Source organism: Chroococcidiopsis thermalis PCC 7203 (genome assembly GCF_000317125.1).
Taxonomy (GTDB): domain Bacteria; phylum Cyanobacteriota; class Cyanobacteriia; order Cyanobacteriales; family Chroococcidiopsidaceae; genus Chroococcidiopsis; species Chroococcidiopsis thermalis.
The window spans coordinates 221,521-234,383 of the sequence record NC_019695.1; the positions used below are offsets into that span (position 1 = coordinate 221,521).

Below are 12,863 nucleotides of genomic sequence, written 5' to 3' on the forward strand. Positions count from 1 at the left end.
TGGTATTTGGTATTTGGTAGTTGCAAGCCTATTACCTATGACCTATTACCCCTTCCCAACTTTCTTAGTAGGTACAATACTGAGCAAAGCACCTGGTTTACCTGGAACTGCTCCTTTGATCAGCAATAGATTGCGTTCTGCATCTACCCGCACGACAGTCAGTTTGCGAATCGTGACTTGCGAACCACCTAAACGCCCTGCCATCCGCTTACCTGGGTAGACGCGACCAGGAGTCGTACCAGCTCCGATAGATCCAGGGAGGCGGTGATTTTTAGAACCGTGAGACATCGGACCGCGACCGAAATTATGCCGCTTCTGATAACCAGCAAAGCCGCGACCAATGCTATTTCCACTGACATCAACAATTTGTCCTGAATTAAATATATCTGCTGTGATTTGCTGCCCTAGCGTGTATTCGCTTAAATTATCGAGGCGATACTCGTGCAGATGACGTAAAGCAGGAGCAGAAGATTTTGCTAAATGACCCAATTCTGGCTTGCTCAGTGCTTTGGGTTTTACTTCTTTGAATCCGACTTGAATGGCGGTGTAGCCGTCAGTTTGTTTAGTTTTTATCTGGGTGACAACACATGGACCCGCTTGAACGACAGTAACGGGAATAGCCTTTCCTGTCTCGTCAAATACCTGGGTCATGCCCAGTTTAGTGCCAAGAATACCAATGGACACGGGAATTGTTTCTCCTATTTAACTCAGTTGCATCGGAACCGGATTGCAAAGGTGGGATTCGGTTCTTACTATCTCTGCTGCCAGTATCTGTCCAGCCCGTTCGCCTTCAAAAGGTTTTCAGGTTGGAGTAGCGAGCAATCGGCTTAATTGGTTTAAACCCACTTCATCGCTGTAACTCGCAAAACACTCTACTGCGAAGCAGTTGCCAATGGCGAGAGAATTTGCTCCGGCACTGTCTAGCTTGAGTAGGACTTAAGTAGCAAGCTACTTAGTATCCATTCTTGAGAACCTGAATAGTTCTCTAGATTTAGCTTCTCTGAGATTTCATCAACCCACGTTCTCAGAATCCAGGGAAGCCCTAGTAAGGCAATTCAACTGCCTCACGCGCCAGACTGCCACTCATGAGCTAAAAAATGTAGTCAGACACTCACAAACAAATAGCTTGCCTCTTAGAGGGTCTCATCCTCTTCCCGAAGGACTCCAGCAAGCTGTCAAAAACAATTAATGAGTTTTGTCTAGCTACCTTGTTTGGTCACGATCTAACAGTTTAAACTATGCGATCGCAAATGACAACTGTTGACAGGATTTTTTTCAAGGCGATCGCCAATCGCTAATAACTGACAACTAATAACTGGCAACTGATAACTGGCAACTGAATATTAAGATAAGAATGGAATTAAACAACAATACTTAACGATGCCACTCTTTACTACTGGTAGCAAATTAATTCGCGACTTAGAAAAGCACGGGGCGCTGGGCGTTTACGCTCCGCTAGAAGGTGGGTTTGAAGGTCGTTATCGTCGCCGCCTACGTGCTACTGGCTACACAACCCTGAATATTACTGCTAGGGGGCTAGGAGATGTATCGGCTTATCTAACTGGAGTTCATGGCGTGCGTCCGCCACATCTGGGGAAGAAGAGTGTAGGTCAAGGGGCAGCAGTGGGATATGTTTATTACCTGCCACCAATAGTCAGCTACAACTTGGAACAACTCCCACCCAAGTCTAAAGGATTAGTACTGTGGATTATTGAAGGACACATTCTCTCGAATCAAGAAATTGAATTTTTGGTCAATTTGCCTAGCCTAGATCCGCGAGTAAAAATCGTCATAGAAAGAGGAGGAGAGCGCTATTTTCGCTGGCAACCTCTCCGAGATACCCTTGCACCTAGCTACCAAGCCGTATAAATACTTATTTGTCGTAAGAGCAAAAAATTTGGCGATCGATAAACAACAGAAATTAATCGAGGAAATCTTCTTTTTTATCAGTTGCACATTAGCATAGAAGTGTGACTGAGATTGACAACGCCTTACGCTCATTAAAGGAAGGTCACTGGTTCAAATTGATTTGCGGAGCCAGCTACCAGCATCTGCCTGCGGTAAGAAATCTTAGCTTAGCGTATACTCTGGCTGGTGCTGATTGCATTGATGTGGCAGCAGACCCATCTGTAATTGCGTCAGCGCAAGCCGCGATCGCCGTGGCAAGTACGTTAATGGAAGAAGCTCGACAGCGCGGCTTTGGCAGTCGAGGAAAGTTGCCTTGGTTGATGGTAAGCCTTAACGATGGCGAAGACCCACACTTTCGCAAAGCAGAGTTTAATGCGGTTGAGTGTCCCTCACAATGCGATCGCCCGTGCGAACGAGTTTGTCCTGCCCAAGCAATTGTGTTTCATCCCCCCAGGGACGATTATTCTCAAGTTGTCTCTTCTGGAGTTATATCGGAAAGTTGTTACGGCTGCGGGCGGTGCTTGCCTGTTTGTCCGCCGCAAATTATTTACACTCGCTCTTATGTATCGACACCAGGAGCGATCGCGCCGCTCGTACTTGCAACTGGTGTCGATGCGGTAGAAATTCATACCCAGGTAGGTAGAACAGCAGAATTTAAGCGTTTATGGTTAAGTATAGCTCCCTGGATCGAGCGCTTGAAACTTGTGGCAATTAGCTGTCCTGATGGTGATGGGTTAATAGAATATCTCCACAGCCTGTATCGTCTAATTTCTCCCCTTAAGTGTCCGATAATTTGGCAAACTGACGGGCGACCGATGAGCGGTGATATTGGCGACGGTACGACCTTAGCCGCCGTGAAATTAGGTCAAAAAGTCTTGGCAGCTGGCTTACCTGGATACGTTCAACTTGCAGGTGGAACGAACAGTTATACCGTTGCTAAGTTGCAGGCGGTGGGAATGTTAAGTCAAAAGTCAAAAGTTAGAAGTCAAAACAATGACGACTCCCGAATTCCGAATTCCGAATTCATTTCAGGAGTTGCCTATGGCAGTTATGCCCGCGTTTTGCTGTCGCCGATTTTGCACCAATTAGAACAAATGGAGGTAAATCCAGCCAATGAAAGAGCGATCGCCCGCTTGGAAAACGTACCGGAATTACTATGGCAAGCAGTAGAACTTGCCTATTCGCTGGTATCTCAACTGAAGTCTATGGAGTTGCCATAGAAAATTGCTAAACCTTCTCGCTATTGTTGACTGAATAGCTCTAGCCAGCATGACAAAAACAGACGATCTCCAGAAGTTGTTAGATATTTTGCCACTAGACATTAAAAATGTTTTAGAGCAACACCCACAACGGGACAGCTTAATTGAAGTGGTGATGGATTTAGGTCGTCGCCCAGAAGCTCGTTTTCCCGATCGCGCCGAGTACCTTGCTGAGTCTGGCATTTCCCACGATCAAATTAGATATAGCATACAGCGCGTGGGACATTTTGGTGGTGATAATCGGGCAGGACTGGCGCAAACTCTGCACCGGATTAGTGCGATTAGGAACCGTGCTGGCGATATTATCGGTTTAACCTGTCGTGTCGGACGAGCTGTCTTTGGCACGATTGGCATGATCCACGATTTAGTAGAAACCGGACAGTCAATTCTACTATTAGGTCGTCCTGGGGTGGGTAAAACCACAGCTTTGCGAGAAATTGCCAGAGTGTTAGCCGATGACTTAAATAAGCGTGTCGTCATTATCGATACTTCAAACGAAATTGCAGGGGATGGAGATGTTCCTCATCCAGCCATTGGACGGGCGCGACGAATGCAAGTATCGCGTCCAGAATTTCAGCATCAAGTGATGATTGAGGCAGTAGAAAATCACATGCCAGAAGTCATCGTGATTGATGAAATTGGTACGGAGTTGGAAGCTCTAGCGGCTCGTACCATTGCCGAACGGGGCGTACAACTGGTAGGAACGGCGCATGGCAATCAGATTGAAAATTTGATCAAGAACCCGACTCTATCAGATTTAGTGGGTGGTATCCAGTCTGTCACTTTAGGCGATGATGAAGCCAGACGGCGGCGGACGCAGAAAACTGTTTTAGAACGTAAAGCTCCACCAACGTTTGAAATTGCCGTGGAAATGCTGGAAAGACAACGCTGGACGATCCATGAAAGCGTTGCTGATACCGTCGATGCTTTGCTGAGAGGACGCATACCAAATCCACAACTTAGAACTGTCGATGCAGATGGTAAAGTCACGATTGTACGGCAGTCACCTACGCCGCTTCGGGGAGTAGGGCAAGATGGCTTTGGGCGGGGCTACGAGGTGGGCAATCCCAGGCAAGAGGAAGAATCGAAACTATCACCCACTATGACTGTAGGTGGGTGGCGTTCGACTGGACGAATGATCCCACTCGCTGCCGTACCAGAACCAGCCACGCGAGAACAAGAGTTCGAGCGCCTGTTGGATGAATCTCTGGCTCGAAGCGATCGCTTTAACAGCGATTTGGCGGTGAATGCGGGTCCGAATGGGGAAGATTTACCCTTGCATATTTATCCCTACGGTGTGAGTCGCCACCAGTTAGAGCAAGCAATCCAAGTGCTGAGTTTACCCGTGGTACTGACGAAAGATATTGACAGTGCCGATGCAATTTTAGCTTTGCGATCGCACGTCAAAAATCAGTCTAAGTTACGTCATGTCGCTAAGGCGCGTCACGTCCCAATCCACACGCTCAAGTCAAATACGATTCCACAAATTATCCGCACGTTGCGGCGGTTGTTGGATATGGACGAGCCAGTCGTACCGGACGAACGGGAACTGAGTTTATTCATCCAAAATGGCAGCGAGGACGAACTCGATGCTTTAGAAGAGGCTCGGTTAGCAGTGGAACAAATCGTCATTCCCAAGGGACAACCCGTGGAGTTGTTACCCCGTTCGGCAAAAGTGCGGAAGATGCAGCACGAACTGGTAGAACACTATCGTCTGAAATCGGATAGTTTTGGTGACGAACCAAATCGGCGCTTGCGGATTTATCCGGCGTAATGCCTTTTTTGGTAAATGTAGGGGCGCACAGCTGTGCGCCCCTACCAGTTCTGTATTTCACCCAGTTGAATACAGCTTTACGCCTCTAACAGATATACCGCGATCGCTTTGTAATAGCTGAAGTTGGCTCATCTGTATATTTTCAAATGTAACGCTATTGTGTGAGTGTAAAAGCAATTGTATGAGCGATCGCCAAGTCCTCTCACACCCATACTGAGGTAGATATGACACAGCGAAGGAACGTTGCTATCTTAATTTTTGATGAGGTAGAGATTTTGGACTTTTGCGGTCCCTACGAAGTCTTTGGAGTGACGGGAAAACGCAATGGCTCTGAGCCTTTCAACGTCTACACGGTAGCAAAGGAACGCCGACCGATAATCGCTCGAAATCAGTTAAGCGTTAATCCACAGTACACTCTCCTCGACTGTCCGCGATCGCATATCTTACTCGTGCCTGGTGGTTTTGGCACGCGGCGAGAAATGCACAATTCAGCTTTAATTGACTGGATTAAAGAACGCTCTCAACAAGCAGAGTTATTGCTTTCCGTCTGTACGGGCGCGTTACTTTTGGCTAAAGCTGGTTTGCTGGAAGGACTTACAGCTACCACCCATCATGGCGCGATCGATTTACTCAAGCAGGTTGCACCGAATACACAAGTTAAACCAGATAAAAGGTTTGTAGACAACGGCAGCATAATTTTATCGGCTGGAATCTCAGCAGGGATTGACATGTCGTTGTATGTAGTCGCTAAGCTTTTGGGAGAACAACAAGCGAGAGAGACTGCGGAGTACATGGAATATGACTGGCAGCTAAGTGGAAAGTTAGAAAATTATCTGGAATAGCCGTAAAAGTTCTTGACACAATAGCAGTAGTAACTGCTATCATGGTTAAGGCTAACAAACGATGGGGCGTAGCCAAGCGGTAAGGCAGCGGGTTTTGGTCCCGCCATCCCTAGGTTCGAATCCTAGCGCCCCAGTTTAGATCTTAATTCTTATTTTGAGGCTTCCTGTAGGGGTGAGCTGGGGAAGCTGAGGAGGCTGGGGGAGAAAGAGTAGGTTGATTTCCCTTGCATAGAGTTAAGCAGCGTTTTTGTGTAGAGATTTTCTGTTATTGAAGGGCTAGATGGGCTAAGCTTGCCGTTGGAATCTCACAGTTGGGAAAAATGAGTGTAAACGCTCCCACGATTTTAGCTCTGGATTTTGATGGCGTAATTTGTGACGGTCTACCAGAATATTTCGCTACGGCTTGGCGAACGTACTGCAAAATTTGGTTACCATCTTCTCAAACCACACCTGAAAATTTAACATCGCAATTCGATCGCTTGCGTCCGGTAATTGAGACGGGTTGGGAAATGCCAGTGTTGATTAGAGCTTTGTTATCCGGGGTGACAGAAGCAGAAATATGGCAAAATTGGAGTGCGATCGCGCAAAAATTCTTGCAACAAGATAACTTAACTGCTGCTGAGATCGGCAAGCAATTGGATGCAATTCGAGATGAATGGATTTCTACCAATCTCGATAGTTGGCTAGACCTGCATCGGTTTTATCCTGGGGTTTTGGAAAGATTGCACTCATTAATTGATAGTCCGGTTAAACCGCTGATTATTACGACTAAAGAAGGGCGTTTTGTCGAGCAACTTTTGCAACGGCAAGGTATACAATTACCCAGTCAGTCGGTTTTAGGCAAAGAAATCAAGCGTCCAAAATATCAAATTATCAGAGAGTTAATTGCGATCGCCACTCAAACACCAGTCGTGTTCTGGTTTGTGGAAGACAGACTCAAGACTTTGCAACTCGTGCAACAGCAAGCAGACTTGGAAGATGTGAGACTTTTTCTAGCTGATTGGGGATATAATACCTCAGCCGAGAGAGAACTGGCGCAGCAAAACCCCCGTATTCAGTTGCTATCGCTGGCTCAGTTTGCTGAAGATTTTTCGGCTTGGGGCTAAATTGTAAATGATGATTTTTGAATATTTATCATCAAAAACTCACAAAAAATAAAAATTGAATATAAGCTGACTAATAGCCGAAAGCTTATAGCTCGATATGCTCGATCTGACAAAAGTAGCGAAGGCGATGCAAGGCATCAGCCAACATTTAAGCACGGAAGTAGCTGCAAGTCGCCAACGGTTGGAGTTGGCGCAAGATCTCATGACAGCAGCTTACAAAAATCAAGCAGAATTGATGCAGCGACAAAAACAGTGGCGCGATCGCATTTTATTCAGCACCGCTGTACCAATGGAACCGCTTAACACCTGTATCGATCTACCAGTACCACCTAAAACTCATACCGTTCTCGCCACGGATGGCTCGCAGATTGCTCCCAACCATCACGAAATCGCTTATTGTTATCTACTCAATATCGGTCGGGTAGTCTTGCACTACGGACAAAATCGCCAACCTTTGCTCGATAGCCTACCAGAAGTATTCTACCGTCCCGAAGATTTATATATTTCGCGTCAATGGGGTATCCGCACTGAAGAATGGATGGGTTATCGTCGTACTGCTTCTGAAGCTACCGTGTTGGCTGAGTTGGCTGCTGCTGTGGTAGGAAGCAGGGAGCAAGAGGACAAGGGGACAAGGGGACAAGGGGGACAAGGAGGAGAACGACCAATTACCAATTACCAATTACCAATTACCACTCCTACACTAGCTATGGTCGATGGATCGTTAATCTATTGGTTTTTAGAACAATTGCCTTTAGAAGCACGCGATCGCATTTTGCCACCAATTTTGACGGCTTGGGAACAGCTTAAAGCCTTGAGTATTCCCATCATGGGTTATCTCAGCGCTTCTCGTAGTATGGAAAGCTTGAATTTTTTACGTCTGCAAGCTTGCATTCACGAAGTACCAGACTGCGCCAGTTTTTGTCCGAATCAAATTGAAAAAGTTCCTTGTCAAGTCCTCGAACCATTGCGGGATGCAGCACTATGGTCGATTCAATTGCAGCCAGGACAAAGAAGCACTTTATGGCGTAGTTCTGCCCGCATAACAGAATTATATGGAGATTGTACAATCTATTTCTGTTACGTACATGTCGGTACGGAAATTGCACGGGTAGAAGTTCCGGCTTGGGTAGCAGAGGATGAAGCTTTATTTAATCAATCTTTAGGTTTGATGTTAGCTCAAGTACAGAAAGGCTATGGCTACCCTGTCGTGTTAGCAGAGGCGCACAATCAAGCAGTTGTGAGGGGAGGCGATCGCGCTCGTTTCTTTGCGATGCTAGAACAACAAATGATCAAAGCAGGCTTGAGAAATGTCGGAATTTCCTATAAGGAAGCGCGTAAGCGCGGCAGTATTGCTTAATATCTATCATTAATAGCTTAACTTCTATTAGAGTATGACAAACTTATTTCAGTTGTGGCGATCGCGCTGATTTTTTGCCATGCTATAACAGCAAACAAAGCAAAATAAAGCTCGCTTTAGATCGTCTCGATTGAAATTTATGACATCACGAGATGGAGCTACTGAATTGTATAGCGTTGGATCGATGTAGTTAAGCCTAGACAAGAAAGGATTTGAGACAATGACAACAAAGCCAGTTACTTTCATTACAGGTGCAAATAAAGGAATTGGAAATGAAGTTGCACGACAGCTTGCCCAGCATGACTTCACTGTTTTGATTGGTACACGTAACGTACAACGTGGAGAAGCAGCAGCAGAAACACTCCGTGCTGAAGGATTTGACGTTCATTTTGTACCAATTGATATCAATGATGAATCGTCAATTAAAGATGCTGCTGAAACTGTGGCTAGACAGTGGAAACAAGTTACTGTGCTGATTAATAATGCTGCTGTCAATTATGATTTTTCACCAGCAACTCGACCATCTACGCTGAGTGTAGATGTTCTCAAGGATACTTTTCTCACGAATGTTTTTGGTGCATTTGCAACAATTCACCATTTTCTACCGTTACTCAAGCAAGCTGGAACAGCACAAATCCTGAAACCACAAATCATAAATATTTCGTCAACACTTGGTTCCCTAACTTCTCTCAGTGACCCAGAACATTATTACTACGGAGTTAATACCGTTGCTTATAACTCTTCCAAATCTGCACTTAATGCTATAACTGTTGCCTTAGCAAAAGATTTAGTAGAGGACAAAATCAGCGTCAACTCTATTTGTCCTGGTTGGGTAAAAACTGATATGGGTACAGATAATGCACCGCGTACTGTCGAACAAGGAGCATCAATTATTGTCAAACTTGCTACGATGGAGAATCCACCCACGGGTAAATTTCTCGACGATGATGGAGAAATTCTGTGGTAGCTCCTCCTGTCATGAATTCTAATAGTATTGACATTTAAAAATGAAGCACTTGAATCGAATTTCTGTATCAATCGATCGGATATCGAGCGAGTGCTTTACTTGCGCGATCGCCAGTATTTAGTTAGAAATTACGAATTACGAATTACGAATTACGAGTTACGAATTAAAGTCTCTGATTATTCGCTCCAAATGTAACTTCTTGTACTTGTCCCGACTCTCCCAAGGGTTTAGCTTCTTCTTGGTTGTAATTAACCAATACCCCGCCAGCATTGCCAACTCTGAACGACAGGCGATTGTTAGCCGTCCAAGTACGCTGCGTTCCTTGAGGTAACTCGCCTTCAAAGGCTTTCTTCCCATCTGCAATTACCCGAATCCACGATTTTTCTTTAAAAGTCATACCAATTTCAACTGGCTTGGTTTGCTTTTTGGGAGTAGCAACTGGTTTGACTTTAGCTGGTGCTTTAGGCTTAGCGACATTAGCAACGGGTAAAGGAGGTTGTGACTGAGTAGTTTGACCGATTTGAAAGTCAGAATTACTCAATGTTTGAGACAAAATGCTGACTGCACCAATAATTAAAAGAATGTATATAGCGTAGAGATGAGAAGTTTGTAATTGAGCTGGAGGTAGGCTAACTCCTACTGGCTTCAAACTCTGCCGATAGTCTTCTAAAGGAAAAGAATCAGCTAATTCCGTACCATCTAGATCGAGTGCCTCGGCATATTGCTTAATAAAGCCTCGAATATAAACTGGCTCAGGTAATTTATCAATATTACCTGCTTCGATCGCTTGTAAAAAACTCTGACGAATTCGCGTTGTAGATTCAATTCGCTCTAGAGAAATTTGTTTGTCTTCTCGCCTGCGGCGCAGAGTAGCACCTATTTGCGCCAACTTTTCAGCTCTTTGTTGTTCGAGCGTCAAAACGATTGGTTCTTGTTGTTGCTGCTGTTGCTGTTTCCACCGCTTCATAGATTTATCTGTTGCACTTCTTGATAGCACCTTACACCTGCACCCTTGTTGTAGATTTGAGTTGATTTTGTAGTTGATTTTGTAAATAATCAATTTCGCGTTTTTCGAGCGAACGATAGCAACCTGGAGGCAAAGCTGCACCTGCGGTTGGTTCTAGTTGAATCGAACCAATTGTAGTTCGATGCAACTGGAGCGTGGGATAACCCAACTGTTCTGTCATGCGGCGAATTTGCCGATTTCTGCCTTCCCATAAAATGAATTCTAACCACGTGCGATTGGCATCGCGAGACAACACGCGCACTTGTGCCTTTCTGGTCTTTCTCCCCTCTAAAACAACTCCCTGTCGCCATTGTTTTAACACCGATTCTGGCGGATGTCCCGCAACTACGACTTGATATGTCTTGGAAATGTCATGACGGGGATGGGTGAGAGCAAATGTCAGGTTTCCATCATTCGTCAGTAATAATGCACCTGTAGATTCAGTATCCAAACGTCCGACAGGATGAATACCCTGACCTTGACGTAGATTAGGTGGTAACAGTTGCATCACTGTGGGTCTACCTTGGGGGTCGTCACAAGTTGTAACTACACCAGTTGGTTTATTGAGCAATAAATAGATAGGCTGGGGACGATGAGGCGATCGCAAAGGCTTTCCATCCACTTCGATCGCGTCTCGGCTCGGATCGGCTTTATGCCCTAACTCTACTATCGCACCATTGCAGCGCACGCGACCGAGCTTAATCATCTCTTCCGCTTGCCGTCTCGAAGCGATTCCCCACTGAGAAAGAATTTTTTGTATCCGTTCCTCCATTTGTCGATCCTTAGACCCAGGTAATACCAATATATACGCTGAGAATTCGGAATTCGGAATTCGGAATTAATGCGTGAATGCGTGAATTTTGAGTTGCTCCCTCAGCTCCTTTACTACTGATAACCGAACAAATATTAACTACACTAATTTGAGCAACTGTTACACTGACATATTTCCCTTGAATCCGAACAACTTAGAGCAAGACAAGACCGCTAAGCATCGCCTAATTAGTAAAGTGCTGTCTCCGGCACTATGGCTGTTTGTCCGATCGCAAGTTGAGCAAGTATCTCATTTAGAGGTACAAATCGCCAGCAGCGATCGACAAATCCTTTCTGGTAGTATTCCCCGCCTATCTATCTCTGGCGATCGCATTGTTTATAAAGGTTTACATTTCGCAAAAATCAGCCTAATGGGGGAGGGAATGCAGACAAATTTACATCAAGTGATGAGAGGACAACCGCTGCAACTGCTAGAACCTATGGTTGTCTCTGGGGAAGCAATACTACAGGAAACAGATCTCAATGCTTCCCTGAAGTCGGATTTACTGTCTAGTGCTTTAACGGAGTTACTATCAAAATTAGCTTCTAGCAACAATGCTGTGCGAGGACAAATTGACTGGAAACAAATCGCGATCGCCCCAGGAAGCTTGTTATTGCAGGGTAATTTAGTTAATTCTAGCCACACTACACCTATTACTCTCAGGTGCGGCTTGCAGCTTTCTAGCGGTCGCAAATTGCTTCTAACTCAACCCCAACTCCAAATTTCTAACTCATGGGAAGAGTTAGAAAACTATGTTATGGATTTAGGTTCTCACGTCAATTTAAAAGAACTAACCTTAGAACCAGGACAGATTGTCTGTCGTGGTAGTATTACCGTCATGCCTTAATTAGTTATCTGCGATCGATTACCAATTACCACTCAATCTAATAACGGCAACAACAGAGTGACAAAATAATAAACTAGGGGGGCGGTAAAAACGTAACTGTCGGCGCGATCGAGAATGCCACCGTGACCTGGAATTAATTGTCCTGAGTCTTTAACCCCAGCATCGCGTTTCATCATGGACTCTGTGAGATCGCCTAACAAGCTGGTAATCCCGATTAACAATCCCAAAGCTATACCCGTCCAAGGCGAACCAGCCCAATGAAGAAACCAGCTGCCAATTGTAGCTACAGCTATACTACCAGCAACTCCAAATACAGACCCTTCCACAGTTTTTTTGGGGCTAATATCAGAAAGGCGCGTGCGTCCAAAAAATTTACCAATAGTATATGCTCCAATATCAGCTGCCCATATACAAAAAAAAGCTAGAAGAGTAACTGTCAAACCTTGCGGTAAAGCTGCAAAATTTCCATGCTTGATGAGATTAATAGTCGCTATATCTGGTAAGTAGCCATCGAATGGAATGTTGCTAACAGCAGGATTGCCCAGCGATCGCAATCTAATCCAATAACTCGGTAAATAACCGCAATAAAATAGTCCCAAAATAGAAGTAGAAATATCGGCGATCGAGGCTAATTTTGGTAAAAATAGGAGATAGAAACAAATAAACGTTCCTGCTACTGGCATCACGGCATCAGCCAAGTTAGAAGAAACTGTAGCGATCGCGAGTAAAGCCAAACTGACGACTATCGTTGTTTTCGCAGCAGGTGCAATTCCCTTGGCTCGGACTAACTCAAAATATTCTAGTTGACCCAAATAAACGATCGCCATAAACATAAAGGTAAAATACCACCCTCCTAAGACGCTGGCGGTTAGGGCAAGAGCGATCGCGATAATTCCACTAATAATTCGAGACCAAGGCATAGAGCAATTTTGGATTTAGGATTTGGAACTTTCGATTACAGACTTTGACTTCAATCCAAAATCTAA

General features: G+C 45.0%; 12 protein-coding genes and 1 tRNA gene. 9 read left to right on the forward strand and 4 right to left on the reverse strand.

Annotated elements, in window-relative coordinates; translation table 11 throughout:
* Window positions 1-45: 45 nt before the first annotated feature.
* Window positions 46-684 carry a 50S ribosomal protein L3 gene (rplC, locus tag CHRO_RS00970; RefSeq protein WP_015152302.1) on the reverse strand — a complete coding sequence of 213 codons (639 nt, stop codon included), beginning with the start codon at window positions 682-684 and terminating at the stop codon, window positions 46-48.
* Window positions 685-1,380: 696 nt separating this feature from the next.
* Here rplC and ndhN point away from each other — a divergent pair.
* The 8 genes from ndhN (at window position 1,381) to CHRO_RS01010 (ending at window position 9,213) form a co-directional block, all read left to right on the forward strand.
* Window positions 1,381-1,869, forward strand: coding sequence for an NAD(P)H-quinone oxidoreductase subunit N (gene ndhN, locus CHRO_RS00975; protein ID WP_015152303.1), 489 nt, complete (start codon window positions 1,381-1,383; stop codon window positions 1,867-1,869).
* 101 nt (window positions 1,870-1,970) lie between these two features.
* Entirely contained in the window at window positions 1,971-3,128 is a 1,158-nt protein-coding gene (gene ldpA, locus CHRO_RS00980) for a circadian clock protein LdpA (protein WP_015152304.1), read from the forward strand.
* 49 nt (window positions 3,129-3,177) lie between these two features.
* Window positions 3,178-4,941: a R3H domain-containing nucleic acid-binding protein gene (locus CHRO_RS00985; RefSeq protein ID WP_015152305.1), complete on the forward strand. Its 1,764-nt coding sequence runs from the start codon at window positions 3,178-3,180 to the stop codon at window positions 4,939-4,941.
* Between the two features lie 224 nt (window positions 4,942-5,165).
* Window positions 5,166-5,783: a DJ-1/PfpI family protein gene (locus tag CHRO_RS00990; RefSeq protein WP_015152306.1), complete on the forward strand. Its 618-nt coding sequence runs from the start codon at window positions 5,166-5,168 to the stop codon at window positions 5,781-5,783.
* 62 nt (window positions 5,784-5,845) lie between these two features.
* Window positions 5,846-5,917: transfer RNA gene (locus CHRO_RS00995), tRNA-Gln, on the forward strand.
* 186 nt (window positions 5,918-6,103) lie between these two features.
* A complete protein-coding gene (locus CHRO_RS01000) occupies window positions 6,104-6,889 on the forward strand; it encodes an HAD family hydrolase (RefSeq protein WP_015152307.1) in 786 nt (261 codons plus the stop codon).
* Between the two features lie 97 nt (window positions 6,890-6,986).
* Window positions 6,987-8,246: a DNA double-strand break repair nuclease NurA gene (locus CHRO_RS01005; RefSeq protein ID WP_015152308.1), complete on the forward strand. Its 1,260-nt coding sequence runs from the start codon at window positions 6,987-6,989 to the stop codon at window positions 8,244-8,246.
* Between the two features lie 220 nt (window positions 8,247-8,466).
* Window positions 8,467-9,213: an SDR family oxidoreductase gene (locus CHRO_RS01010; protein ID WP_015152309.1), complete on the forward strand. Its 747-nt coding sequence runs from the start codon at window positions 8,467-8,469 to the stop codon at window positions 9,211-9,213.
* A 163-nt stretch (window positions 9,214-9,376) separates the two neighbouring features.
* On the opposite strand, the gene CHRO_RS01015 is transcribed toward CHRO_RS01010, so the two are convergent.
* Together CHRO_RS01015 and CHRO_RS01020 are read right to left on the reverse strand one after the other, a co-directional pair.
* Complete coding sequence (locus CHRO_RS01015; RefSeq protein WP_041462308.1) at window positions 9,377-10,180, reverse strand: helix-turn-helix domain-containing protein; 804 nt, start codon at window positions 10,178-10,180, stop codon at window positions 9,377-9,379.
* A 31-nt stretch (window positions 10,181-10,211) separates the two neighbouring features.
* Window positions 10,212-10,991, reverse strand: coding sequence for a pseudouridine synthase (locus tag CHRO_RS01020; RefSeq protein ID WP_015152311.1), 780 nt, complete (start codon window positions 10,989-10,991; stop codon window positions 10,212-10,214).
* Window positions 10,992-11,169: 178 nt separating this feature from the next.
* On the opposite strand from CHRO_RS01020, the gene CHRO_RS01025 reads away from it, so the two are divergent.
* Window positions 11,170-11,877, forward strand: a complete 708-nt coding sequence (locus tag CHRO_RS01025) for an LmeA family phospholipid-binding protein (RefSeq protein ID WP_015152312.1) — start codon at window positions 11,170-11,172, stop codon at window positions 11,875-11,877.
* Window positions 11,878-11,909: 32 nt separating this feature from the next.
* Here the strand turns inward: CHRO_RS01025 and CHRO_RS01030 are convergent, their stop codons facing one another.
* Window positions 11,910-12,797, reverse strand: coding sequence for a phosphatidate cytidylyltransferase (locus CHRO_RS01030; protein ID WP_015152313.1), 888 nt, complete (start codon window positions 12,795-12,797; stop codon window positions 11,910-11,912).
* Window positions 12,798-12,863 lie beyond the last annotated feature (66 nt).